Genomic DNA, 23,110 nt, shown 5'->3' with positions numbered 1-23,110 from the left:
CAGGTCGCGGATGGTCTCGTAGGCGCCGGCGCCGTCCACCGACACATACAGCTGGCGGGCCTCATCCCAGTAGTAATCGTACAGGCTGCCATCGCCGTAGCGGACCTCCAGGTACTGGCCACCCTGCTTGACGTCCAGGCGGATGCCGGTGGAGAAGTACCAGCGGGCGTCCTCGTGGCCGTGGGCATCGCTGGCGGCCCCGCGGGCGTTGTAGGTGCGCACCAGGTTGAAGTCGTCACCCATGCTGGGCAGGTAGGCGTCCTGGTGCTGGATGAGCAGGTTGCCGTTGGAGACGTTGACGTACAGCTTCTCGTCGCCGCCCACCTGGTTGTTGGCCGTGCGTTTATTATCGTTCAGGAGTGCGTAAGAAGAGTCCAGCAGGCCCAGTTCGTTACCGCCAACAAGAGTTACAGACATTTTGAGTTCCCCAGGAATTCAATTGGCACGAGCGCGGCCGTGCAATTTTTCTTGATTTGTCTGGTTTTCCTGTCGGGAGAACTAACGTTTAGGCGCACGATTCATTTATGTGACGCGAATCACAACCCACTGGGAGAGAGACACGTCCTGAACAGCACAGGGCACTGGATTGGCTTTATCGAGGGAATGGCAAGGTGAATGGCTGCGGGCTAGACGAGGCTTACATGGTCCCGCTGTCGGAGAAGTTCACGAAGGCGAGTCAGGGCCTCCTTGTGGATTTGGGAGATTCGCCCTTTGGAAAGTTGCAGCTCCTGGCCGATATCGGAAAAGGACTTGAATTCAAAATAGTGACCACGCACTACCATATACTGCTTGGCAGGCAATTTTTTCACCAGCGTTGAAATACTGCGCAAAAGCTGGTCGTAATGATGGCTGGCATAGGGGTCACCATGGTCACGGGCCTGCTCACCCGCCATGATTGCATCCAGCTGGAATCCCACTGCCAGGTTCAGGATCGCATCGACAAAGCCTGCGAAATCGACATCGCCATTACCTATCAGCGATTCGTTCCTTTCTTCCATGGCCCTTTTATAGAACTCGTACTGGCTCGCGCTTTCGGTCATTTTCGGGAGCCCGTTAAGGATTGCACCCCGAATCCGGTAACCGGCAAACGTCGAAAACTTTACCCCTTCGCGGATATCGAAGCGGTCGAGAGCCTCAATCAGCCCGAGCAGGGCAAACTGCAGGTAATCCTCGTATGAGACCGTATCGACAATCCGGCCCGCATAAAATTTACCCGCAATCTTCGCAGCGAGACCGCGATGCATGAGAATCAACTTTTCCCTTGCGGAACGGTCACCCTCTGAGAACGAATCCCACAGTGCTGCTTCTTGACTGGAACTATCGAGCATCCCTGCCATTGGCGCGCTCTACACAAAACTGTTCATCAATGACAGGGTTACGAGACTCCAGCCATCAATCAGGACAAACACCAGGATCTTGATAGGAAGCGAAATCATCATCGGCGGGACCATCATCATACCCAGTGACATCAACATGCTGGCCACAACAATATCCACAAGCAGAAATGGGATAAAAATGATAAAGCCAATCTGGAACGCGGTCCTGAGTTCGCTGAGGAGGAATGCGGGCACCAGTGCAGAGAGTTCCACATCATCAACCTTGCCAGGAGGGTCGTCGGCCATTATCTCGTAGATCAACTCAAGGTCTTCTTCCCTGGTCTGCCGCAGCATGAAGCTCCGCAGGGGCTGCACGCCCCGATCAAGGGCGGCTTCGGAGCCGATTTCCTCATTTGTATAGGGTTGGTATGCCTGACTGTTAATCTCCTCGATGACAGGCTTCATGCTGAACAGGGTGAGTATCAGCGCAAGACTGACCAGCACCATATTTGGCGGTGTCTGCTGCATGCCCAACGCATGCCGCAACATAGCCAGCACCAGGATGATACGGGTGAAGGAGGTCATGACTATCAGGATGCCCGGCGCAAGGCTAAGCACCGTCATACCCAGCAGAATCTTCAGCGCCAGGCTTAGATCCGCGCCCCCATCATCAAACTGGATATCAACACCAGGGAATGACACATCGGCAGCGGCAACAATCCCTGGCAAAAGAGCCAGGAGAATGAACAACAATGACCTCATGCTTCTACATCTTTTTCTGTTTTATCTACTACGGTGAGGTTGTTCCCCATTTCCGCTACCAGGTATTCCTTGCCTTTCCAGGAAATTGAATACAGCGTAAGGCTATTACTGACACGCTTTCGCTCTTGCAGGCCTATTTCGGCAGTGTTACCGCCAGTACTACTGCCCTGCCCCCGCCAGTGAACATAGGCCTTTAGGGCAACAAAAGTCAGGCCCAGAAGCACCAGCACCGAAAGCAGCGCCTTGGCAAAGGTCCAGACAAGGAAATCAGTCCCTGCCTGGGCCATAGCAACAGGGCTATTGGAAACTAACAGCACGGCTGCAAACCGCAGTCCATTTGCCCGACATTTCACCACTGGGACTCCTTATGCCTGTCAGGATACCGCTTTGTTGGCATTATCAATCTCGGTAATCCTGACACCCAGAGAATCGCCCTGCGAGGCCAATACACCCCTGGCAACCAATGCACCGTTAACAAATACATCCACGGGCTCATCAACCTTTTTATCCAGGGAAAGAAGTTCTCCTTTTTTCAGGTTAAACAGCTCCTCCACGGATATACGGGCACTACCGACGGAGACGCGAAGCTCGACTTGCACATGCCGGATCATATCCACTGATGGAGGAACAACGGTCGCGCCCTCACTGTCCTGCGTCAATTCCTGAAGTTCCACATCCAAAGTTTCCACAATAACTACCTCTCAACTGTTACGTAATTTTAATAGCCCGGTTTTCATCCGTTTTACCCAGGACAGCCGCAAACAGGTCTGGCTGCGAGCCACAAGACACGCTGACCACGCCGGTAAAATCCTGGCCCAACGGGACAAAGTCACCAGGCTTCAAATCCATTACTGACTCACATGGAATATCACTGGCTTTGAAATATGCCCGGAGCAACGTATTCTGGGGACCCACCGCACTGTTTAACGGCTGGACGCCTTTGCTGGGTTCAGTTTTCACAGGCCCAAGCAGCCCCTTCCATATTCCACGTGTTAGCAGTACCGAGACCGGGATGCCGCGGACGTCCATTTCAAGTGCAACGCAACCGCTTCCATACCGGTTTACCGACTCGTCATGGTCGTCGACACTAATGCTTTCACCATCCGCATCAGGCACCATTCGGCGGCAGAAATCCTCGCACAGCCGTTGCAGTATGTGATGCTCCAGTTCATCGCTCTCCAGCGACTCACCTTCAAAAAGCGAGGAAAACAGTTCGTGCCAGACCGCCGAATCACCGACAAAGATGATATTTTCATCACCGAAGCGAATATTCCTGAAAATACGATAGTCATGGTAAAGTGACGACTCTGTGTAGAACTCGCACACATCCACAAGCTTCAGGGTATTTACGCCATGCCACCATCCCGCCTCAAAGGCCTCGAGACGGGGCTCAAGTTCTGCGCGCAGTCGTTTTAGACGCTGGCTACCGACAAACTCGAAATCACGAATAACGTCTGTCACGATCGTCACTTGGATGCCTCCAGCAACTGCTGCATCATCTCGTTAACCGCTGTCAGCATCTGCGAGGATGCCTGGTAGCCGCGCTGAACCACGACCATGTCCGTAAACTGCTGGGACAGCTCAACATTGGATGCCTCGAGTTTCTGCCCGAGTACCAGGCCATAGATATCCTGGTTTGGCTGCCCGATCTCGATTGTTTGCTGTGGATTGGCCTCGAATAGCCCCTGGCCCAGCTGGGTAAGCGCCTGCTTGTCATGGATGTGTGCAAGAGCGATCTGCTGGCCCTGCTGGGTTTCCTCATTGCTGTAGTTTGCTTCCAGCACACCATCCTCATTGAAGGACAGTCCAAGCAGGGCTCCCTGCTGGTAACCGTCATTATCCTCAAGCGCCAGGTCGGAGGCTGATGCGCCCGAGAAGGAGGTGGCAAAAGCGAATGACCCAACATCGCCAAAATTGAGGGTGATATTCTGGTTGGCCCGATCCTGGGGCTGGAAGTCGAACGACACCGTATTGAAGCCGTCGGCCGGGGACCCGTTATCCTGGAAGCGTATCTCCAGGTCCGATGCCACCAGGTTGTTATCAGCATCACGAACGTCTACAAACCAGCTCCTGGGTGTATTCGCGTTATTGTTGCGAAACGTCAGGGTCAGCACCTGTGTAGAGCCCAGCGAGTCGATTACCTCGACATCCGAAATCACGTGCTGGGTTGAACCCAGTGACAGGTTGCCCAGGAAAGTGAGGTTTTCTGTTGGCCTTGCCGGCATGGTTTTCAAGCCATCAAGGCTCAGGGGCACCAGGTTTCCGGCGTCATCGAGAGCCATTACCTTTGCACCCGAAGGCGATACCAGGTAATCGTCGTTATCAAATGAAAATTGCCCGAATCTGGAATAGAAACGTTTGCCATCCTCTTCCAGGATAAAGAACCCTTCGCCATCGATCGCCAGGTCGGTGTCATTACCGGTATCCCGCAGGTCGCCCTGCGAAAAATTGATTGTGGTCTGGATAACCTCGGAACCTGCGCCGGTAATGCCATTCTCCAGGTATGGGCGGTCACCATCGGAGTACTGGTAGCCATAGTAAACATCGGCAAAGACCGCCTGGTTACCCTTGTATCCTGGTGTATTCACATTGGCCACGTTCCCGCTGATAACGTCAAGGCCCTTACTGAACGTCTGCAAGCCTGCAAGGCTGGAAAAAACAGTACTCAACATAATTAGCTACCTACTGCCTGTACCTGGGAAAGAGGAATGTCGGTCAAGAAACGGCCATCCGAGGTCTCAATGGTTAGAACTGGTGACCCGGAATTGAAATTTACGGAAATTACATCCCCCAGCTCCCGACTGGTTTCAGTTGCCACCTCGACCGTCCTGCTGAGGATGCCGATCGCCTGGTTTGCCGCTTCAATCTTGATCAGCGACTGGATACTCTCGTTAGTCTGGCGCGCCTGCTCCAGGCTGGTAAATTGCGCCAGCTGGGAAATAAACTCGGCATTATCGATCGGCTCAAGCGGGTCCTGGTAGTTCAGCTGTGTCAGGAGGATGTTGAACAGGTCCTCCTGGTTCACGGTTGCAGTCTGCTGCTGCTGTGTGGAGGTAGAATTTACTGCCCCTAGCGTGCCTATATCCATTTACTTGCCCACCTTTGTATTTATTAAACTTTCTCGACCGCCCCGGCCACAGTTAACTGCCTGAGCACCAGCCCGTTTTCCCGAAGCGCAGCCTTGACGTACTCAATGACTGCTTTTTTCTCGTTACCGTCCAGTTTTTTTCCAATCCAGATTGATACGCCCCCCTTACTATCCACCACCAGGTGTCCCCTGAGACGTGCCAGAAAGGTTCGGAGACCGGAAGCCCGCGGTAAATTGGGCGTGCCCAACCGGCTCAGCGCACTTTGCACCAAACGCTGCCCCTCAGGGCGGGAACCGAGCGCACCAAGCTGTTTATAGGCACCAATTGCCATCTTCTCCCCCGGTGAGGGCAGGCCATGCCCCTGCCGGGCCAGCGGCCCGGGCTGCCGCGCCAGCTCCGCCACCTTGCCCGCTGGGGCCGGGGGTCGATGGCGACCAGCTGTTGCCGCCACCTCCGTCTTATCAGCTGTGCGATTTTCGACACCGCCCCTGGAGTCCCCACCGGAATAACGTGACTGCTGTTGCAGGAACTCTTTTTCCCAGCCAAGATCCCTTTTGTTCGACCCCAAGTTGGCGCCCGCAACGTTAGCCGTAGTTGGCAAATCAACGACCTTCATAGGCAGCCCACTTTGTCAGGATGTGCTCTTCACAGAGACGATCACGCCGTCTTTCATTACGTCGTCCAATATCCCTTCTCAATTCTGCGATTCGCTCTTCATATCGCTTACATTTTCCATCGCGAGCCTGAACCGAGGCCTTTAGTGAGTCAGCGCGTTCACGCAATTCCTTCAACTGGGTACGAAGCTGTACCTGGCGGGCCTCGAAATACACAACTCTTTCCCGTATCAGGGATAGCTGTTCTAGCTTGAACGCCGTCAGGTCGTCCCTGAGTATCGCCCGATACGCCAACTCGGCAGCGGAGATGTCCTTCCCTGCCTGGGCATCCTCCGCCACCAACCGGTCTATAGAGGAATTTAACTCTGCAATATCTGCCATGATCTGCCCGATCTCCGCGCGACTGATTTTCAGCAGACTATTCAGCTGGGCCAGTTCACTCATGCTTCACCCATGATCTTGGCCATCTGCAGGTAAACGCCGGCACGATCCATATCTGCACTTCCATCCTGCCGGAAAAGCGCATACAGCTTTGGCACCTGATCGAGTGCCTGGTCAACCTCGGCATTCTGCCCTTCCTGGTAGGCGCCCAAGCCGATTAATTCTTTCCCCTCAATATATGCCTTGATAAGACTCCGTGATTTTCTACAAAGCTGCTGCTCACGTGGGGACTGAAGCTTTCCTGCCAGTCGGCTGATACTTGAGAGATAGTCAATCGCAGGATATCGCCCTTCATTCGCAATTGAGCGATTAAGCACGATATGGCCATCCAGTATGGCTCGGGCACACTCAGCCACCGGATCCTCAGCCTCCTCGTTTTCGACCAGCAAGGTGTACACCCCAGTGATACTTCCGGCACCCTCTTTCTTGCCGGCGCGCTCTACCAGTTCAGGCAGCAAGGCAAACACCGAGGGGGTGTAACCCCTGGCAGTGGGGGGCTCACCGACTGCCAGGCCGACTTCCCGTTGCGCCATTGCCAGCCTTGTCAGCGAATCCATAGCGAGGAATACCCGCTTACCCTGATCGCGAAAGAACTCACAGATAGCCATCGCCGTAAAAGCCGCATTCACCCGCATAACTGCCGGCTCATCCGCCGTCGCGGCAATAATTACCGTTCTCTGGCGCTGTTCGGGAGTAATAACCTCCTCGAGGAAATCCTTGACCTCCCTGCCGCGCTCCCCAATCAGGGCAATTACCGTAATGTCAGCATCTACACCACTGGTTAGCATACCCAGGAGAGAGGACTTCCCTACACCTGCTCCGGCGAAGACACCAATCCTCTGGCCCTCACCGATCGTGAGCATACTGTCAACGGCCTTGACCCCGGTCTCCAGCACGGTATTGATACGGCCCCGATCCATAGGCGACAAAGAACCGGCCCGAAGCGGCCTGCTTGCGCCTTTACTAACGGGCTGCCCACTGTCTATAGGTCTCGCCATTCCATCAAGTACACGGCCAAGCATGGCATCGCTGACAGGGACCTGGAGAACAGAGTGCGTTCTCCTGACAAAACAGCCAGGGGTTAGCCCCGTAAGATCCCCATAGGGCAGAAGGACGACCTTGCCATCCCGAAACCCCTTTACCTCCGCATCCAGGCTATGGCCCCGGCTACTGGAGATAGTGCATACCTCGCCGTAAAAGGCATCCCGGACTTTTGCCTTGACACTGAGGCCCACAAACTCCTCAACCTTGCCGTATGACTCGAGCAAGTTTGCGGATTGAATCCGGAGGTTGAGTTCCTCAAGCATTGCGCGAGCCCAGATAGTCAGAGATCAGCTGGTGGACCTTGCGAACCTGGGACTCATAGCCGGCATCGACTACTTCATCCTCAACGTCAACCAGGATTCCAAAGGGCTCCAGCTCAGGCTTGCAGCTGATAGATGCGAGCTGGGAAACCCGTTCGAAGGTCGCACGGCTCCTCGAGAGCGCACTATGGAGTTTCTCTCCCAGGATAACCTCCGCTCTACCTCGACTGCGAAGCTCCTCAACAACTTTGCAGATGCTGTCAGCCAGGTAATTCGGGTTGATTCGGCTCTCTCCAATGATCCTGGCTACCGATACGGCAACGGTATCGGCAATATTCTGCTGAATAAACTGGCGCTCTTCCTGCATCGCGGAGGAAACCAGCTGCATCAATTCCTCCAGCCCCCTGCCATGGCGAGACTCAATCTCCTGGATCTTGTCTTCATAGGCTTTCACACCATCTGCACGACCTCTTTCCATCGCCGCCTGGTAAGCATCCTCATCGGCTCTTGCAAGAGATTCCTGGAGCTGCTCTGCCGCGGCCCTACTCCGGGCCAGCTCTTCACGCAAGCGCAAAATTTCTGCATCCATCTGGTGCATGCGCCACTTTATCTCTTCCATGTTCTCCGCAGGAGGGGCAACAGACTCAGCTGATGCTGTTTCTGGTGCATGAGTAACATCTCCCTCGGACAGGGCACCAAGAAGCTTTCTCTTAACGCTGGTTGGCATTCTTCACCTCATTGGAGGAGCGACAGTAGTCCTGCAGCGCTTTTCCAAGGGCTTCTGGAAAAGCCTGGTCATCGCCTGCCAGGAGCCTGTCCACACGACGGATAAGTGCCGCGGAGCCACCTGGCAACTGCTCGGCCACCATAGACGACCTGCTGAAGTCTACCGGTAACATGGGCTTTCCGTGCTCTGGCTTATCGTCAGCCGCGGCCTTAAATTTGGCGAAATAGCTCTCAAGGATCTCCCTGCGTGATTCCGGTAGGCCGGATAGCATTTTCTCGCGCTTTCTTCGAGGCAGGAGAAAGATATCTATCGCCAATTGCTTCTCATCTATCACTGTATTCCACCACATTACTGGGGAGCTCAGCCCATTGCTGAAGCTGCCTAGAAACCCTGCGTACCCTGGAACGCTCTGTAATCATCCTGCCTGCCATAAGGATGGCACCAAGACCCAGCAACAGTGCGATTGCGATCAGGATATACTGTGAGGGAACCGCGAGAGAGGGTTCCGGCCGGTCCTGTTCAGGGGCCTCTGGTAGCGGTTGTTGATTGTATTTATCAAATGCTTTTTTGAGTGCAATGTTGTTCCTGATCACGGTAACTGTGTCACCGCGGTCCGGCTTCATACCCAGAACCGAAGAGACAAGATCCCGGACGTCATCCGTCTTCACACCCTCAAGCCCGGTATCGATGACTACCCCTACACTCACCCGCGCGATGTCGTATCCCGCGTACTCGGTATTACTGATTTCCCGGCCATACTCGTAACTGACCTCCCTGGACTTGTCACGGCTGCCCTGATCCTCGCCCGCCCCGCGGCTTTCGGTCTCCCTGATCTTCTTTATTCCGGCACCGTCCCCTGGCGATATCAACCGCTCTGTCTGGACAGTCCGATTATTCATCACTAGAGATACGTCGACATGGGCAACATAGCTGGACGGCCCAAGGCTTCCGTCCAGAATATTCGACAGTTTGCCCTGCAAATACTTTTCGGTACGGATCTTCTCGCGTAGCTGGCCGCCAACCACACCATCCCCGCTGGACACTCCGCCCTCAAGTACCCGGCCTGACTGATCAACAATGGAGATATCCTGGGGCAATATCTTGGGAACCGAGGACTCAACCAGCTTCTTGATGCCTGCCACCTGGGAAGCACTGATTTCCTTTCCGGGATCGAGATATACCGTAATTGAGGCCGATACTTTCTCCTCGTCTTCAGAGAAGAGCTTCTTTTCCGGGAGCACAAGATGAACACGGGCATGCCGGATATCATCTAGAGAACCGATTGTCCTGGATAGCTCACCCTCCAATGCCCTCTGGTAATTCACCCTCTGGGCAAAATCGGTGATGCCGAAATCTGACTCATTGAACAGTTCGAAACCAATGATTTCACGAAAGGCATTGCCACTGTTCATTACGGTCTCCTTCGCACGAGACAGGTCCGCCTTGGCCACACTGATTGTGCCCTGGGCCCTGTCAATACTGTGCTCTATCGACCGTACGCTCAACTCGGCGGAAACCTTATCCACCTCCTCTGGGGCGAGCTCCCTGAACAGAACCTCTTCACCGGAGGAAAGTATCCAGTACGAGGCAACCACCAGGAATACCACGATCAATGCGATGCCGCCAAACAGTAGCGGCTTTCCCTCTAAAAACTTCATCAATAACCCCTATAAATGCAGGCTTAAACCTGCATTCGCATAATTTCCTGGTAACCCTCGAGCACCTTGTTACGAACTTGTAACGTCAACTGAAACGCTGTGCGACTCTTTTCCAGCTCGAACATAACATCATGGACGTTCTCTGCCTTACCCAACGCCAGATCCTGCAGGGCCGCCTCGGATTTCTGTATCTGGTTATCGAGGTCACCCAGTTGCTGGGTAAACCAGGATGAAAAGTTTTCAGATTCAGAATGCTGCAGCCTTGAGGGGACAAGTGATTCAATGCCGATTTCACTGATCGGTTCTATCGCCATAGTTTTAGCTTCCTATTTCCAATGCCTGCTGGACCATGGCCTTATAGGCGTTTACCGCCTTTACATTGGCCTCATAGGCCCGCACAGAGCGCATCATCGACATCATCTCCGTAAGCAGGTCAACATTTGAGTACTTCACGAAACCATCCTTATCCGCGTGAGGGTGAGCCGGTTCATAGCTGACCCGGTGCTGCTCTGTGCTCTGGAGAATCATGGCTTGCTCAACACCGTATGCCGGAACCTGTCCGGCCGCATCAAGCTCCCTGGAGAAGGATGACGCTGATGCCGCAGTAGAAACCAGGCTCTTTGCACTGTATGGCGCCTCACTCGCCGGCCGCGTTTTATTCGCATTTGCGAGATTGGTCGCGACAAGCTCAAGACGTGACTTCTCAATGCTCATGCCTGAAGCACTGATATCAAAAACTGCCAGATAGCTCATTTTACTTCGCCTGCTCACCGTTAATGGCCATCTTCACCAGGCCACCATATTTTCCCAACGCCTTAAGTAATGTCTGGTATTGGACTACCGCCTGGTTCAAACGAACCATCTCCATATCCAGAGACACTTCAGAATTCTGTGTCAGGGTATATTCCCTTGAGCCGACTGCCCCCTTGACCGCATTCAGCTCATTGACCGATGACTCTCCCTTGCCAAGCAGGATGGCCTCCGCGTCCTGGTAGAGCCTGGTAAAATCCACGGCCATAGGGCTGTATCCACGACTATTCACATTTGCGATATTGTTGGCAGATAAGCGTTGGGACTGCAGATTGGCATCCAACATTACCTTTACCAGCGCAGATGTTGAGCCTGATAACTCATCTATCATTTTTCTAACTCCCTTATTGAATCACCAGTTCCGCATGCAGCGCACCGGCAGCCTTGAGTCCCTGTAATACAGTAATGATATCCCTGCTGCTGGCATTGACTTTTCTCAACGCAGTTACCAGCTCTGCCACATTACTTTCCTCTGGCATATTGATCATTACGGACTCTTCTTCTATTACATTTATCTCCGTATCCGGCACCACCTCAGTGCTTACATTCGGGAGATTATTTCGACCGAAGTACACATTTGGCTGGGATACGTAAAAATCTGTGCTTATTGAGACGACCATATCGCCGTGTGTAATAGTGGTAGGTGAAATCCTGACATCCCCACCAGCAATCACTGTGCCCGTGCGCTCATTGAGAACAACTCTCGCCCTGATATCCGGGTTAATCGTCAATGACTCCAGTTTCGCCAGGAACTGGTACAGACCATTATTACCCTGCTGTGGCGGATAGACTTCGAATGTGCCAGGACCAACCACGGCTGCAAACTCACCACCAAACCGGCTATTCACTGTATCGACAATTCGGCTGATAGTTGTAATGTCAGGAGTGTTCAGGACATACGTGAGTCTCTTGTCCCGCCCGCTTGGTCCATTGGCAACTGCACGCTCAATAATACCGCCATTGGCGATTGTCCCTGTGGTCGGATGATTCTTCTGCACAAGGTTGCCGTTGAGGTCATACCGATAACCACCGATCGAGAGAGCTCCCTGTGCTAGGGCATAAATCCTTTGATCTGGACCAAGCAGAGGTGTCGTTACGAGTGTTCCGCCGAGCAGGGAGCGCGCATCCCCCATAGAGCTTACAGTCACGTCAATACTGGAACCCGGCTGGGCGAACGGAGGAAGCGAGGCCGTGATCATTACTGCAGCTACGTTCCTGGCCCTCAGGTCTCGGGAATCGATATTGAGACCAAGGTTCTCGACCAGGTTGCTAATAGACTGCTTGGTAAGCCGGTTATTGTAGCTATCCCCGGTGCCTGCCAGGCCAGTCACAACACCGTAACCAACGAGCATATTCGCGCGATCGGCCTTGAGGCGGGCCAGCTCCTTCAGACGAACGCTTTCGGCACTCACATGCAATGAATAGCCGGTCCCAAGGAAAATCAACACGGCAATCTTCAGAAAGGAATAAACGTACCGCATTAAAATAGCCACTCCAGCGCTCTAGATATCAGGCCAGGGGTTTCTTTACGTGAGAGCAGACCATCCCCCTGGAATTTGATATTTGAATCTGCCAGTCGTGTAGAAAGAATGGTGTTATCGGCAGATATATCTTCTGGGCGTACCCGTCCCTCGACGAAAATCGTCTGGGCTTCATTGTTCAGCGAAATCACCTGCTGGCCGCGCACAAAGAGTTCACCGTTGGGCAAGATTGCCTCAACAGTCGTACTGATCTTGCCGATCACTTCCCCGGATCGCCGTTCTACACCTCCACCATCAAACTCGGAGGAACCCCGAAAGTCACCGCCAACTGTATTATGAGTATCAGAGGCCCTGACAGATATCTTGGAGTTCTTTTCAGTGTCCGTATCGGCTTTGCTTGTTGCACTTGCAGCCTCGTGGATGAGCACGGTAAGCGTATCACCCAGAAATCTTGCGCGATGATCCTCGACAAGGGACTGATATGTCTCTTCCGAATAGAGCGATCCGGTCTCTTCGGGATACTCTTCCTCTGGCTCGGCCTCAAAGCCAGGTCCCCCATTAGCGAGAACCAACCCGGGCGCCAGCATCAGAATGAGGCATAAAACACCTTTTTTGCCTGCGTCATACGCCATTTTCTATCCTCCCCTGTTTTTCTCCTGTCACTTTTATGGTCACAGGTGTATCTGATGTCGGGATGGAGACCATTACAGTTTCACCTATAATCCCATCCTCAAGAGCCATCCCTTTCATTTTTATCGCTATCTTCCCGCTGGCATATATCACTTCTACTTCACGACTTTTCAGTACAGCAGGGACCGGCTCTATATCGACCAGGGCAATCGGCTGTCCAGCACGCACCGGCCGTACCACCCTTGTTCCCGCCAATTCGCTCAGTGACTCAACCACCTCCCCTCTTGCGGTCAGTACATCTACAGACTCCCTGGAAACCAGGCTATGAGAGATCTCCGTATTACTGCGAATATCTGTTGCTGCTGTGATGGCCAGCTTCCACAGAGAAACACAGAACCTTACTCTGTCCTTCCGTATCAACCTTCCGGCTGATGTGACTGCAATAAGAGCCGACATCTGCTTGGCTGGGGCTGACTGTTCTATCTGCACATCCAGACCAAATTCTCCATCTGGAACGCCAATCGAGAAGCCATCATCGATAGATATCTCAAGGCTCTCCAAAGGTACCGCGAATCTTGCAGCCACTTCTTCCTTGACTCGCTGCTCGAGTCGGTGGGCACCCAGCTGGCCCAGCTTACGATTCACCGTCACCCGAGCTGGGCCACCCCATTCAATACCTGATAGATCAACTCCAGCCTGTCTCAGGTGATATTCCACCTCTGCCCTGCTATATCTGTATTTCCGCCCAGGTAGTAGTGGACCACCGATAGGTACACCCGCGAGATCTAAAGCATCACTGCCTGCTGTTTTCTGCGAGATTACAGCGAGGTCCCCGAGAACGGGGTAGGCCGACTCAATAACCACAGTGGTCTTAAGGTCAATTGTCATGACTGAAGACGACCCGACAGAGAGAACCAGGCTAAGCAAATGCGCTGCCAGCATCAGCTTTAGCTTTTCAGGTTATTGATAATTTCCAGGACCTGGTCTGACATTTGCAGTACCCGTGAGTTTGCCTGGTATGCCCTCTGCGCAACCATCATCGTTGTAATCTCTTCAACCATTTCAACATTTGAGCTTTCGAGGTATCCCTGGCGAACTTTTCCTGCACCAAACTCATCAGGTCGGGAGAAAACAGGGTCTCCTGACTGCTCTGTTTTCAGGTACATGCTGCTACCAATTGGAACCAGGGTTGACTCATTTTCGAAACGGGCAATCTCCAGGCTTCCCACCTGGACAAATTCCTGTGCATTCGCATATTTCACCTGTACCGCGCCATCTCCGCCAATGACAACGTCAGTTGCATCGAATGGGATCTCGGTGCCCGGGCTTACCATTGCCCCGCCAGAGGTTACGAGAACCCCTTCGCTATTCACCTCAAAATGACCGTTTCGGGTATAGGCATAGCTACCATCCGGCAACTGGACTTCGAAAAAGCCCTCGCCATTGATAGCCACGTCAAGCGCCCGCCCTGTCTGTATCATCTCGCCAGCACTGAAATCCGTGTTCTGCTTGACAGCGGACACTCCCACCCCTTTTACCGTACCTTCCCTTACATAAGGCGCATGAAAGGACTTTTCTAATTGGGTGGCCATCAGTGATTCAAATGCTACGTGGCTTTTCTTGTAGCTATGCGTGTTCAGATTGGCGAGGTTATTCGACACCGAGTCAATCTGCTTCTGTTGTGCATGCATGCCTGTTGCTGCGATGAAAAATGAATCAATCATGATCTTTCCTAGAATTCACCAAGAGTGGTAATTGCAGTATCCATAAGCGCATCGTAATTCCGGAGTATCTTTTGTGAGCTTTCAATACTCCGGACCGCGGACATCATTTTCTGCATTTCATGTAGCATGTTGACGTTAGATGCCTCCAGGTGCGACTGGATCAGTTGCGGATTTTCGTGCCCCTCCACTCCAGACTCCCCAACCTTATATAGCCCTGGAGCGACCTCCTCCATCTGGCTGCCATCAGAGATAACGATATCGAAGCGGGCCACCTCTTCACCTTTACTGAATATCCTGCCGTCCTGTCGCACTTCAATATCGCGATCCAGCGGAGCCTGCTGCCCTACAAGGCTCACAGGCCAGCCATTGGCCCCGACCAGCTGGCCACCCTCTGCAATATTGAATTGGCCGTTTCGGGTCAGGTAGGTTCCTGAAGTTGTATCGAGCTTGAAGAACCCGTCACCGGCGAGGGCAAAGTCCAGTGATCGTCCAGTAGTACGGATGTTACCTGGCGTAAAATCCACGTGCGTATAGTGGCCTTTATGGATAGAACCCTGGGCCTCTGTATAGGCGCGCTCAAAAGAAGGTTCTACCAATAATGAGCTCCTATACCCCGTGGTGCTCATATTCGCCACATTATTACTACTTACTGAGATCTGCTCCATGCGCGCAGAAATATTTGCCTCAGCGATTGCCAGTACACTATCCATCGTTACTGCATCCTCAAACGGTGACTACACCAAAAGATTTTAATTGCACATTCTTACTTACTTCGTTCATCGACAATACTGACAGCTGCGGTATTGCCTTGGACGAGAAGTCTCTCAGGTACGAACGAATGCCGTGATTACAGAGCAAAACCGGATTGATATTCGCAGACATCATTTTTTCAACATTGCCGGCAATACGCTTTAATAGCTGCTCTGAGAATTTCGGGTCCATCGGTGCACGACCTTCCTGGATTCTCTGCAACGACTCATTGATGGTTTTTTCAACAGCCGGATCCAGGACCATCACATACAAGTCGTTCTGGTCATTAGCCAACTGGCGACATATCTGCCCAGCCAGCCGCTCCCTGACCTGGTCGGCAAGGTAGGATGTGTCCTTGCTAATACGAGCTTTGTCTACAAGAACTTCAAGAATCATCGGCATGTTCCTGATTGAAACATGTTCAGAAAGCAGGGTTTGCAACACCTTCTGGACATCTGTCATGGTCATCAGGGATGGAATCAGCTCGTCGATCACGCTTGTATAATCGGGCCGTAGCTGATTGACGAGTTGCTCGACCTCTTTTCGCGTTAACAGCTCCGACGCACTACTTTTCAGAATCTCACTCAAGTGGGTGATCAAGACAGTAACCGGATCGACAATCGTATAACCGTTTAACTCGGCCAGCTGTAGCGAGCCTTCATCAATCCAGCGTGCCGGCAAACCGTACGTCGGTTCTTTGGTTTCTATTCCCTCTATCTCTTCACCGGCATCACCGGGGTTGATGGCCAGCAATTTATCCAGATGTAGGTGTCCGGAAGAAATCGGGACGTCATTTACCAATATCTGGTACTCCGTCTCCGTGAGGCCTTCGCCATCCATGACTTTTACTGATGGAATCACAAAGCCAGTTTCTCGGGCACTTTTCTTTCGATAGCTGGCAATTCGCTCATTAAAGGATCCGCCATCGGTGAAAGCCTCCGTAAGGCCCGGGCCAATCTCGATTACCAGTGGATCCACCCCGAGTGACTGGTATACGTCTGGCTCTTCAGCCTCATTCTCTGGCTCATCTGTAACAGACACCTTGCCCTTGGTAATGGCAAAGTATGTCAGCGCTCCAACGATAGCGAGGGCTGTTAATACTGGTAGTGCCGGCAGACCAGGAAGAAACAGTATTAAAAGTAGTGCCAGCCCAATCAACACCAGAATCTTGGGGAAAGAGGTAATCTGGCGACTGATCTCCTGTGACAGGGACGCATCTGAGGTGGCCCGGGTAACGATTATTCCCGTGCCTGTAGAGATTATCAGCGCTGGAATCTGGGTCACGATCCCATCACCCACAGTCAGTAGCGTGAAGGTCTGCAGTGCTTCTGACCAGGACATACCCTTTTGCGCGATACCGATGGTCAGCCCGCCAATAATATCGATCAGTATGATAATAATTCCGGCGATTGCATCTCCCTTTACAAACTTACTGGCACCGTCCATGGATCCGTAGAAATTGCTCTCTTTCTCAATCTCTTCACGACGGCGCTTTGCCTCATGCTCGTCGATCAACCCGATATTGAGATCAGCATCAATGCTCATTTGCTTGCCTGGCATACTGTCCAGGGTGAAGCGCGCCGAGACTTCGGCCACCCGCTGCGCACCGTTGGTCACAACTACATATTGCACGACGATAAGGACGAGGAATACGATCAGGCCAATCACATAGTTCCCTGATACGACATGCTCGCCGATGGCACCGATTACCTGCCCTGCATCGGCATCATCAAGAATTAGCCGTGTAGCAGCAATATTCAGGGAAAGCCTGAAGAGGGTTGCCATCAGGAGCAAAGAGGGAAATGTAGAGAATTTCGTCGGCTTCTCTACATAAAAGGTCAGCAGAAGGATCAGTAGTGCGAATGCAATATTGAGTACCAGCAGAAAATCGAGCAACACTGCGGGTATTGGCGTAAAAAGGACCATAAGGATCCCCACCATTGCCAACACCAGCATCAGGTCACTGTGTCCTGAAAGAAGGCTTTTATTCCATTTCATCCTACTTCTTCACCTCTGCCTTCTTTCTTATTACATCCACAAGGATCTTTGCGACGTCGGGAAATGTTTCCGGCGGGATCGAGTCCTGCAGCTGGCTTTCACGATACAGCAACCTCGCCAATTGCTTATTTTCAATTATTGGCACTCCCGATTGCGACGCCTTAATACGCATCTTCAGTGCAAGATCACCAGCACCCTTGGCAGTAACAATCGGTGCGGGCATTACTTCTCGGTCATACCTTATAGCGATACTGATATGCGTCGGGTTTGTGATTAACACATCCGAATCCGGGATATTCGCAAGGGATTGCCCCTTTTTCGCCGCTTCACGTTGAAGCTCCTTTATCTTTGCCTTGACTTTCGGGTCCCCGTCACGCCGCTTGACCTCCTCCTTTATCTCGCGGCGGCTCATACGCATATTGTCCTTGTATTCCCATCGCGTATACGCCAGGTCAACGATCGCGATTGCCCCCAGGCCAGACAGCACCATGGCGACCCATATAAAACCAATACCTGATAGCTCTTGCAGCTGGTGCCCTATGCCAGCGCCCCTGAGCTGAAAAATCTGGTCGATGGTCATGGCTGCGGCAGTCCAAACCAGGGCCGCAACAATTGAAATTTTTATCGAGGTCTTTATCAGCTCGTAAATTATTTTTTTATTGAAAATCCGCTTGAATCCTTCAGCGGGATTCAGCCGTTTAAAATCCGGCTTCAGCGGATGCAAACTGAAGACCGGCCCGATCTGTATAAAACTGGCTGAGATGGCGGCAATTACAATTGCGGCAATTATTGGCGCAAAGACAAAAGTCAAGTCATCAAATACTTTTTCTAACAAAAGAACGGCATTATTTCCGTTGAGCGGAATACTTCCCGCGTTGGCAAGATAGAACCGACTTGCGTGCAGGTAGTTTCTTACCAACGTGTCAAAGAGACCGAATACGACCAACGTACAAATTGCGAGAATAACCCAGGCATTGACTTCTATACTTTTTGCCACCTGGCCACGCTGCCTGGCCTGCTCAAGCTTGTAAGGCGTTGCCGGTTCCGATCGGTCCTGTTCCTGTTCATCCGAGGCCATTAGACTAACGCTCCCCAGTAACGAAATATCGACTCATAGGCCTGGGTAAAAATTTCCCCGAAGGTTGCTGCAAGCAATGCCAAAAGTACGAGGCCGACGAGGATTTTTATAGGTATGCTCAGCATGAACATATTAATTTGTGGCATCGACCTTGCTGCTAATGCCATGGAAACATCCAGGAATAGCAGGACCACCACCACTGGCGCTACAAGAATTAGTCCTAATGTAAACATTAGGCCAAATTGCGCTATCACAGCATTACCACTTATTCCTGCGAGCCCTCCCCCCAGGGGTAAGCTCGAAAAGCTGTAAATAAAGGCTTTCAGGAAAACGTGGTGGTAATCAGCAAGAAAGAACACCAGCACCGCCGTTGAGAGGATTGCAGTACCAATCAAAGGTGACTGCGCACCGCTGGCCGGATCCACTGCGGCGGCAACACCAAAACCCATTTGCATATCCAGAAGCCTACCCCCGAAGCTGAACACTGCGAAAGCGGCGAACACCCCGAACGCCATCAGTAGCCCGATGGCAACCTCGCCCATGACAAATACAGCCAGTTCAACGGCTGTCTCGATCCCCGCAATGCCACCGGTATTGATCAATGGCGATATACCGACTGCAGCAATAATAATAAGCAGCACAGATATCCTGGCTGGGACCTTACTTAATGAAAACAATGGGCTAAAGAAAACAAGTGGTGACAACCTTGTTGCAACCAGCAATACAGACAGCAGCCACTCACTCGAAAATTGAAAAGCCATCGCCGAGTACCTTAGAGTCCCTGCAGGATCTCTGGTATACGCCCGATAAGGCCACCAGCAAATGTCGTTATCTGCGAAATTATCCAGCCGCCGAAAGCAATGAGTGCCAAGCCTGCGACCAACAACTTGGGAATAAATGTTAACGACATTTCCTGAAGCTGGGTGACCACCTGGAAAATGCTGACAACAAGACCAACAATCAGGGTCAAACCAAGAACAGGCACCGATACCTTAATCGCAACCCATAGCATCTGGGAAAGCAGCGAGACAGCCAGGTCTTCACTCATAGCGTCTTATCAGTCTCGCCGCCATTTCGGCTCTCGTACTTTCTCAAGTGATCCATCAGGGAAGCTTTTCCATCCCCCAGCGGTTGATCCAGCATGCCCCCCAGTACTTTCGAGGCGACCTTATCCTTGCCTTTTAATTTCAGCATGATGCTCTTTGCATAAATAGCACCGAAGGAAAACTTATTGAGTTTCAGCGCCGTATCTGCCTCGCGACGCCCCTCATCCAGCTTATTCTGGAACACCAGGGCTACAGCCAGGCCACCGTGAACTTCAGAGTTATTCCTGTTTGCCTCCACACCCTTGCGGAAAATCCCTTCAGCGCGCTGGAAGTCGTGCTTGACAATGTAGGTCCATCCCAGTGTGTTGTAATTACCTACCTGGTGGGGGTCGATCTCAAGTGTTTTCCGAAAATAGTGCTCTGCTGAGTCGAGGTCCTTATCCAACAAGGCGACAAGCCCTTTACCCTGCCAGCCCCGGGGACTATCCGGCTCTCGCGCGGCCACAAGCTCAAACAGCTTTTTCGCTTTTGTGATTTCCTGCTCTTCGATGGCGTGGTTTCCAAGCACGGTGGCAGCATCGACATTCTCGGGATCGCTGATAAGGACCTCATTCGCATCCCTGACGGCGGCGGCCATATCGAAGTCATCCATTCTAATAAGGGAAAGATAACCACGGAGCTTATTACTAGGGGCTTTAACGAGCAGCTCTTCCGCCTGGGTAATGGCATCTTTCTTCCTGCCCAGGTTGTGCAGGCTTGAAACAAGGTAGAAGCCAAGGTCGGGTAAATCCTGCAACTGGCCCTGCAGCGATTCAAAAGCCAACAGGGCCTCTTCAAATTGCTTTGCGTAAAACTTCGCAAGACCAAGGTTGTACGTGAGGCCTGGATCCTCATCAGCGATTTTTAGTGCATCCTCAAAGTATTTGATGGCTTCTTCAAATTTATGTTCAGAAAGACAGACATTCCCCATCCTGGAATGGTGGATACTGTTCTCGGGCTCCTGCTCAAGTGCCTGGGAAAAATACTTACGCGCTTCCGCCAGGTCCCCCAGCTTGTGATACAGGTCGCCCAGCTGTACACACAGGATGCTATTACCCGGATCCAGCTTCAGGTAGCCGAGATACTGGGAAATTTTTTCGTTTACATTATTCATTTTCGATTACGGCAGGCGGAAGTTCAGTTCGGCAGCTATCTTCTCTAGCTGCTGGAACAGGGGATGGTTTTTAGGCATGTTCTTGCTACTGGCTTTGAATAGCTCAACCGCTAACTCGCGGTTGCCCAGGTTAATGTGGCTGACGGCACTGTAGAAAGTCGCGGCGTAATCGTCATCTGAATCGACCAGTGGCTTCCATACTTCCAGCGCCGTATGCCAGTCTCGCGCCTGGAAATATGTCATCCCCAACTGAAAGCGGGCCAGTGCATTATCCTGGTTCAGCTTCAAAATCTTCTGAAAATGCGTGCGAGCCTCTTCGATCATGCCCAGCTGTTGGTACGTGGCGGAGAGCATGCCCAATGCAACTTCATTTGCCGGAAACTCTTCGACAAATTCCTTCAGCAGCGGTAATGCATTTTCGTAGTTCTCTGCTTTTACCAGCGCCAGGATTGGCTTGAGGCGCTGCCTCTGTTCACTATCGTTGTTCGCAGACAATCTTCTATACTCTCTTCAGGAACCAAGCCGTGCGATGAGGTTGTGCAACGCCTGGCTGAGGTTTTTATCATTATTGAGATGATGATGAATCCGGGTTACCAGAAGGTTAAATTTTGGCTCATTCCGGACTTTATCGCCGAATTCCCATGCAAGAACGCTTTCGAGAACGGCCTTTGTTTTCTTCTCCGTATCGCCTGATTCTGCCTCTATCTGTTTCAATCTGGTCTTGAGTTCTTTTTCGAGCTCCGGCAATGACACTCTTGCATTGGTCGATGCGGTTTTTTCCCGACCATCTACCTTCGTGTCTCTCTTTTCTGTGGAAACCCTGCTTCGCAATAAGCGTGAGAGCGCACCTACGCCATCAATGGGATCCAAGGTCCTGCTCCAGATTTAGTGCTTCTTGAGGGACTGGCGGTAACCACTGAGGGCAATGTGCGTTCCTGCCCGGGTGGCAGGGGCTTCGGCCGGTTCCAGGTTAGCGCCCGCAGCCTGGCTCTCCAGTGCCGCCGCAGCTGACTCTATCACCCTGGACATATCGTTATTCAGTGGGGCATTGAAGTCATTTCTTGCTATGCCCATCTCCAGATGCTTGATACATCCTTCGAAGTCATCCTCGACAAGTGCCAGCATCCCCTGACTGAACAGCCTGAAAGCGTGGTCTTCAGGCAAACCTGACAGGCCTTCCCAGGTACTTCTCGCCTTTTCCACCTCGCCCGAGGTCAAGTAAAGCAGGCCGAGCTGGAAAACTGCTGTTTTCTCGCCAGCATCCATATCTATCGCACGCTGCATCCACTCTGCAGCACTATCCACCATCTGGATCTGTGCATACAACGCACCAATCATATAAGTAGCCTTTGCATGGTTTGGATCTGATTCAACACAGCGCTTGAACAGGTCCAGGGACTTTTCCACGTCGTCGGACTCCAGGGAATGTAGGCCGAGGTGAAATAGCTCATCGGATGTGAGTTGGCTCATTGCAGTATCCCAATTGAAACTTGCAGGCGAATGCTTAATCGAAGTGGATCAAACCTGATTCCACACCATCTATTGTTAATTCGCAGTGTGAATTTCGGTTGCTAAAGAAATTTCCGCTATGGCAGAAGGCCGTCAGCTTTGCCCCCATATAACGACCATGCAGAGTCGTTGTTCGGGCACACCAACCGCCATTTCCGGCCATTACTGGTTGCCCATCAATAAAAATCTGGAGATGTCGCGTGACTGGAGAGAATTGCCCCTCAACCACCCAGGGGGTTCGAGTATAGAAAGCTGGCTGGACCACACTTGTGGGTGTAGTAATGGAACAAGCTGAGCACAGCAAGAGCGCGCAAAGAACTGCGTACCGCATAGACTTCTAATTCCCCAAAAGCACCAAACCCGCCACTTCTATTTTTTTAAGGGTCGCGGACCGGCGAAATAATAAAGAAAATTTGACCCAATGTAACCCTGCAGACGGAACAGCGTCACACTTTTTCTGCTTACAACTAAATCTTTTTCACCCCGGTACAATTTTTAGACAGCTTCTGATTTGGTATCGGTGAGCCCCCAAGATGTAAGAGCGTGTAATTGCCGTAATTAGTTTTACATGGTATAGGAGCTCACCCCCGGTTATTAACCGAATATATTTTATTTGATGGAGCTTGCCGTAAACGCATTTATTTCTGGCAAATGGATAAATAGATATCGGTATTGCTGCTATTGCCGTTCGCACATGGTATCCGGCACTGATAAGAGTGGTGTGATATTTAGCCAGGCATGTGTATCGAGCAAGGTGAAGGGTAGCCGGTACCGTAACAGGAAGAGAAAAGAGACCGAGAGACGGAAGATAGGGGCGAAGGAGGCCGTGACGAATCCTTGGATCGCTTTCTAGCCGGCGACCCCTAACAACCAGAAGAAATAGCCGGCAGCTTCTTGTATGGTGAAATCCCCCAAAAATTCGGTAAGGTGAGGCCCGTAACTTGCCACGAACAAGTTACCGGCGTGACAGCTCGATGCAGCGCAGGTGCAGGCGATGCCTAGCCCGTTAACAAGCATGTA

General features: G+C 52.0%; 30 protein-coding genes. All 30 read right to left on the bottom strand.

Annotation, left to right across the window (positions count from 1 at the left end):
• The coding region (locus tag ACH6CX_RS18070; protein WP_396676131.1) for a DUF6531 domain-containing protein at positions 1-417 on the bottom strand (417 nt) is incomplete at its 3' end.
• Positions 418-626: 209 nt separating this feature from the next.
• On the bottom strand, positions 627-1,337 hold the full coding sequence (locus ACH6CX_RS18065; protein WP_233006480.1) for a sigma-70 family RNA polymerase sigma factor: 711 nt from the start codon (positions 1,335-1,337) through the stop codon (positions 627-629).
• A 9-nt stretch (positions 1,338-1,346) separates the two neighbouring features.
• Positions 1,347-2,066, bottom strand: a complete 720-nt coding sequence (gene fliP, locus ACH6CX_RS18060; RefSeq protein ID WP_233006481.1) for a flagellar type III secretion system pore protein FliP — start codon at positions 2,064-2,066, stop codon at positions 1,347-1,349.
• Between the two features lie 8 nt (positions 2,067-2,074).
• Positions 2,075-2,431 (bottom strand): hypothetical protein, encoded by a 357-nt coding sequence (locus tag ACH6CX_RS18055; protein ID WP_233006482.1) that lies wholly within the window; start codon positions 2,429-2,431, stop codon positions 2,075-2,077.
• A gap of 21 nt (positions 2,432-2,452) precedes the next feature.
• Positions 2,453-2,767, bottom strand: a complete 315-nt coding sequence (locus tag ACH6CX_RS18050; RefSeq protein ID WP_233006483.1) for a FliM/FliN family flagellar motor switch protein — start codon at positions 2,765-2,767, stop codon at positions 2,453-2,455.
• Between the two features lie 19 nt (positions 2,768-2,786).
• Positions 2,787-3,548, bottom strand: a complete 762-nt coding sequence (locus ACH6CX_RS18045) for a FliM/FliN family flagellar motor switch protein (protein WP_396676127.1) — start codon at positions 3,546-3,548, stop codon at positions 2,787-2,789.
• Positions 3,545-4,750, bottom strand: coding sequence for a flagellar basal-body rod protein FlgF (gene flgF / locus ACH6CX_RS18040; protein WP_233006485.1), 1,206 nt, complete (start codon positions 4,748-4,750; stop codon positions 3,545-3,547). The genes ACH6CX_RS18045 and flgF overlap by 4 nt, the downstream gene beginning before the upstream one ends.
• Before the next feature lie 2 nt (positions 4,751-4,752).
• Entirely contained in the window at positions 4,753-5,166 is a 414-nt protein-coding gene (locus ACH6CX_RS18035) for a flagellar hook assembly protein FlgD (RefSeq protein ID WP_237062874.1), read from the bottom strand.
• A 23-nt stretch (positions 5,167-5,189) separates the two neighbouring features.
• On the bottom strand, positions 5,190-5,783 hold the full coding sequence (locus ACH6CX_RS18030) for a hypothetical protein (RefSeq protein ID WP_396676125.1): 594 nt from the start codon (positions 5,781-5,783) through the stop codon (positions 5,190-5,192).
• Positions 5,770-6,225 carry a hypothetical protein gene (locus tag ACH6CX_RS18025; protein ID WP_237062877.1) on the bottom strand — a complete coding sequence of 152 codons (456 nt, stop codon included), beginning with the start codon at positions 6,223-6,225 and terminating at the stop codon, positions 5,770-5,772. The genes ACH6CX_RS18030 and ACH6CX_RS18025 overlap by 14 nt, the downstream gene beginning before the upstream one ends.
• Complete coding sequence (locus ACH6CX_RS18020) at positions 6,222-7,529, bottom strand: FliI/YscN family ATPase (protein WP_396676123.1); 1,308 nt, start codon at positions 7,527-7,529, stop codon at positions 6,222-6,224. The genes ACH6CX_RS18025 and ACH6CX_RS18020 overlap by 4 nt, the downstream gene beginning before the upstream one ends.
• Positions 7,522-8,145, bottom strand: a complete 624-nt coding sequence (locus ACH6CX_RS18015; protein ID WP_396676121.1) for a hypothetical protein — start codon at positions 8,143-8,145, stop codon at positions 7,522-7,524. Before ACH6CX_RS18015 ends, ACH6CX_RS18020 begins: the two co-directional genes overlap by 8 nt.
• 91 nt (positions 8,146-8,236) lie before the next feature.
• Complete coding sequence (locus tag ACH6CX_RS18010) at positions 8,237-8,425, bottom strand: hypothetical protein (protein WP_233006491.1); 189 nt, start codon at positions 8,423-8,425, stop codon at positions 8,237-8,239.
• A 151-nt stretch (positions 8,426-8,576) separates the two neighbouring features.
• Positions 8,577-9,911: a flagellar basal-body MS-ring/collar protein FliF gene (gene fliF, locus ACH6CX_RS18005; RefSeq protein WP_233006492.1), complete on the bottom strand. Its 1,335-nt coding sequence runs from the start codon at positions 9,909-9,911 to the stop codon at positions 8,577-8,579.
• Positions 9,912-9,934: 23 nt separating this feature from the next.
• Positions 9,935-10,225, bottom strand: a complete 291-nt coding sequence (gene fliE / locus ACH6CX_RS18000; RefSeq protein ID WP_237062881.1) for a flagellar hook-basal body complex protein FliE — start codon at positions 10,223-10,225, stop codon at positions 9,935-9,937.
• A gap of 4 nt (positions 10,226-10,229) precedes the next feature.
• Complete coding sequence (flgC, locus tag ACH6CX_RS17995; protein WP_237062883.1) at positions 10,230-10,664, bottom strand: flagellar basal body rod protein FlgC; 435 nt, start codon at positions 10,662-10,664, stop codon at positions 10,230-10,232.
• Position 10,665: 1 nt separating this feature from the next.
• Positions 10,666-11,052: a hypothetical protein gene (locus ACH6CX_RS17990; RefSeq protein WP_233006495.1), complete on the bottom strand. Its 387-nt coding sequence runs from the start codon at positions 11,050-11,052 to the stop codon at positions 10,666-10,668.
• Between the two features lie 13 nt (positions 11,053-11,065).
• Complete coding sequence (locus ACH6CX_RS17985; RefSeq protein WP_233006496.1) at positions 11,066-12,214, bottom strand: flagellar basal body P-ring protein FlgI; 1,149 nt, start codon at positions 12,212-12,214, stop codon at positions 11,066-11,068.
• A complete protein-coding gene (locus ACH6CX_RS17980) occupies positions 12,202-12,834 on the bottom strand; it encodes a flagellar basal body L-ring protein FlgH (RefSeq protein ID WP_233006497.1) in 633 nt (210 codons plus the stop codon). Before ACH6CX_RS17980 ends, ACH6CX_RS17985 begins: the two co-directional genes overlap by 13 nt.
• Complete coding sequence (gene flgA / locus ACH6CX_RS17975; protein WP_233006498.1) at positions 12,824-13,720, bottom strand: flagellar basal body P-ring formation chaperone FlgA; 897 nt, start codon at positions 13,718-13,720, stop codon at positions 12,824-12,826. The genes ACH6CX_RS17980 and flgA overlap by 11 nt, the downstream gene beginning before the upstream one ends.
• Before the next feature lie 59 nt (positions 13,721-13,779).
• Positions 13,780-14,556 (bottom strand): flagellar basal-body rod protein FlgG, encoded by a 777-nt coding sequence (gene flgG / locus ACH6CX_RS17970; RefSeq protein ID WP_396676117.1) that lies wholly within the window; start codon positions 14,554-14,556, stop codon positions 13,780-13,782.
• An 8-nt stretch (positions 14,557-14,564) separates the two neighbouring features.
• On the bottom strand, positions 14,565-15,266 hold the full coding sequence (locus ACH6CX_RS17965; protein WP_233006500.1) for a flagellar hook-basal body protein: 702 nt from the start codon (positions 15,264-15,266) through the stop codon (positions 14,565-14,567).
• 13 nt (positions 15,267-15,279) lie between these two features.
• Positions 15,280-17,304: a flagellar biosynthesis protein FlhA gene (flhA, locus tag ACH6CX_RS17960; protein ID WP_233006501.1), complete on the bottom strand. Its 2,025-nt coding sequence runs from the start codon at positions 17,302-17,304 to the stop codon at positions 15,280-15,282.
• Between the two features lies 1 nt (position 17,305).
• Positions 17,306-18,382, bottom strand: coding sequence for a flagellar biosynthesis protein FlhB (locus ACH6CX_RS17955; protein WP_233006502.1), 1,077 nt, complete (start codon positions 18,380-18,382; stop codon positions 17,306-17,308).
• A complete protein-coding gene (locus tag ACH6CX_RS17950; protein ID WP_233006503.1) occupies positions 18,382-19,143 on the bottom strand; it encodes a flagellar biosynthetic protein FliR in 762 nt (253 codons plus the stop codon). The genes ACH6CX_RS17955 and ACH6CX_RS17950 overlap by 1 nt, the downstream gene beginning before the upstream one ends.
• 11 nt (positions 19,144-19,154) lie before the next feature.
• Positions 19,155-19,430, bottom strand: coding sequence for a flagellar biosynthetic protein FliQ (locus tag ACH6CX_RS17945; protein ID WP_233006504.1), 276 nt, complete (start codon positions 19,428-19,430; stop codon positions 19,155-19,157).
• On the bottom strand, positions 19,427-20,581 hold the full coding sequence (locus ACH6CX_RS17940) for a tetratricopeptide repeat protein (protein WP_233006505.1): 1,155 nt from the start codon (positions 20,579-20,581) through the stop codon (positions 19,427-19,429). Before ACH6CX_RS17940 ends, ACH6CX_RS17945 begins: the two co-directional genes overlap by 4 nt.
• A gap of 6 nt (positions 20,582-20,587) precedes the next feature.
• Entirely contained in the window at positions 20,588-21,076 is a 489-nt protein-coding gene (locus ACH6CX_RS17935) for a tetratricopeptide repeat protein (protein WP_233006506.1), read from the bottom strand.
• Between the two features lie 15 nt (positions 21,077-21,091).
• Positions 21,092-21,451 carry a hypothetical protein gene (locus tag ACH6CX_RS17930; protein WP_233006507.1) on the bottom strand — a complete coding sequence of 120 codons (360 nt, stop codon included), beginning with the start codon at positions 21,449-21,451 and terminating at the stop codon, positions 21,092-21,094.
• Positions 21,452-21,466: 15 nt separating this feature from the next.
• A complete protein-coding gene (locus ACH6CX_RS17925; RefSeq protein ID WP_233006508.1) occupies positions 21,467-22,051 on the bottom strand; it encodes a lipopolysaccharide assembly protein LapB in 585 nt (194 codons plus the stop codon).
• Between the last annotated feature and the right edge of the window lie 1,059 nt (positions 22,052-23,110).

This window comes from Microbulbifer sp. JSM ZJ756, assembly GCF_044383805.1.
Classification (GTDB): domain Bacteria; phylum Pseudomonadota; class Gammaproteobacteria; order Pseudomonadales; family Cellvibrionaceae; genus Microbulbifer; species Microbulbifer zhoushanensis.
The sequence above is the reverse complement of the archived record's forward strand: the minus strand, read 5'-3'. Positions and strand labels throughout refer to the sequence as shown.

Coding starts and splice junctions, on each gene's coding strand:
- flhA (WP_233006501.1), bottom strand. CDS start 17,304: ATGAAATGGAATAAAAGCCTTCTTTCAGGACACAGTGACCTGATGCTG.
- ACH6CX_RS18020 (WP_396676123.1), bottom strand. CDS start 7,529: ATGCTTGAGGAACTCAACCTCCGGATTCAATCCGCAAACTTGCTCGAG.
- fliF (WP_233006492.1), bottom strand. CDS start 9,911: ATGAAGTTTTTAGAGGGAAAGCCGCTACTGTTTGGCGGCATCGCATTG.
- ACH6CX_RS18025 (WP_237062877.1), bottom strand. CDS start 6,225: ATGAGTGAACTGGCCCAGCTGAATAGTCTGCTGAAAATCAGTCGCGCG.
- ACH6CX_RS18065 (WP_233006480.1), bottom strand. CDS start 1,337: ATGGCAGGGATGCTCGATAGTTCCAGTCAAGAAGCAGCACTGTGGGAT.
- ACH6CX_RS17950 (WP_233006503.1), bottom strand. CDS start 19,143: ATGGCTTTTCAATTTTCGAGTGAGTGGCTGCTGTCTGTATTGCTGGTT.
- ACH6CX_RS18030 (WP_396676125.1), bottom strand. CDS start 5,783: ATGAAGGTCGTTGATTTGCCAACTACGGCTAACGTTGCGGGCGCCAAC.
- flgF (WP_233006485.1), bottom strand. CDS start 4,750: ATGTTGAGTACTGTTTTTTCCAGCCTTGCAGGCTTGCAGACGTTCAGT.
- flgC (WP_237062883.1), bottom strand. CDS start 10,664: ATGAGCTATCTGGCAGTTTTTGATATCAGTGCTTCAGGCATGAGCATT.
- ACH6CX_RS17940 (WP_233006505.1), bottom strand. CDS start 20,581: ATGAATAATGTAAACGAAAAAATTTCCCAGTATCTCGGCTACCTGAAG.
- ACH6CX_RS17925 (WP_233006508.1), bottom strand. CDS start 22,051: ATGAGCCAACTCACATCCGATGAGCTATTTCACCTCGGCCTACATTCC.
- flgG (WP_396676117.1), bottom strand. CDS start 14,556: ATGATTGATTCATTTTTCATCGCAGCAACAGGCATGCATGCACAACAG.
- ACH6CX_RS17990 (WP_233006495.1), bottom strand. CDS start 11,052: ATGATAGATGAGTTATCAGGCTCAACATCTGCGCTGGTAAAGGTAATG.
- flgA (WP_233006498.1), bottom strand. CDS start 13,720: ATGACAATTGACCTTAAGACCACTGTGGTTATTGAGTCGGCCTACCCC.
- ACH6CX_RS18015 (WP_396676121.1), bottom strand. CDS start 8,145: ATGGAAGAGATAAAGTGGCGCATGCACCAGATGGATGCAGAAATTTTG.
- ACH6CX_RS17965 (WP_233006500.1), bottom strand. CDS start 15,266: ATGGATAGTGTACTGGCAATCGCTGAGGCAAATATTTCTGCGCGCATG.
- ACH6CX_RS17955 (WP_233006502.1), bottom strand. CDS start 18,382: ATGGCCTCGGATGAACAGGAACAGGACCGATCGGAACCGGCAACGCCT.
- ACH6CX_RS18010 (WP_233006491.1), bottom strand. CDS start 8,425: ATGTTACCGGTAGACTTCAGCAGGTCGTCTATGGTGGCCGAGCAGTTG.
- ACH6CX_RS17980 (WP_233006497.1), bottom strand. CDS start 12,834: ATGGCGTATGACGCAGGCAAAAAAGGTGTTTTATGCCTCATTCTGATG.
- ACH6CX_RS18035 (WP_237062874.1), bottom strand. CDS start 5,166: ATGGATATAGGCACGCTAGGGGCAGTAAATTCTACCTCCACACAGCAG.
- fliE (WP_237062881.1), bottom strand. CDS start 10,225: ATGGCGATAGAACCGATCAGTGAAATCGGCATTGAATCACTTGTCCCC.
- ACH6CX_RS17945 (WP_233006504.1), bottom strand. CDS start 19,430: ATGAGTGAAGACCTGGCTGTCTCGCTGCTTTCCCAGATGCTATGGGTT.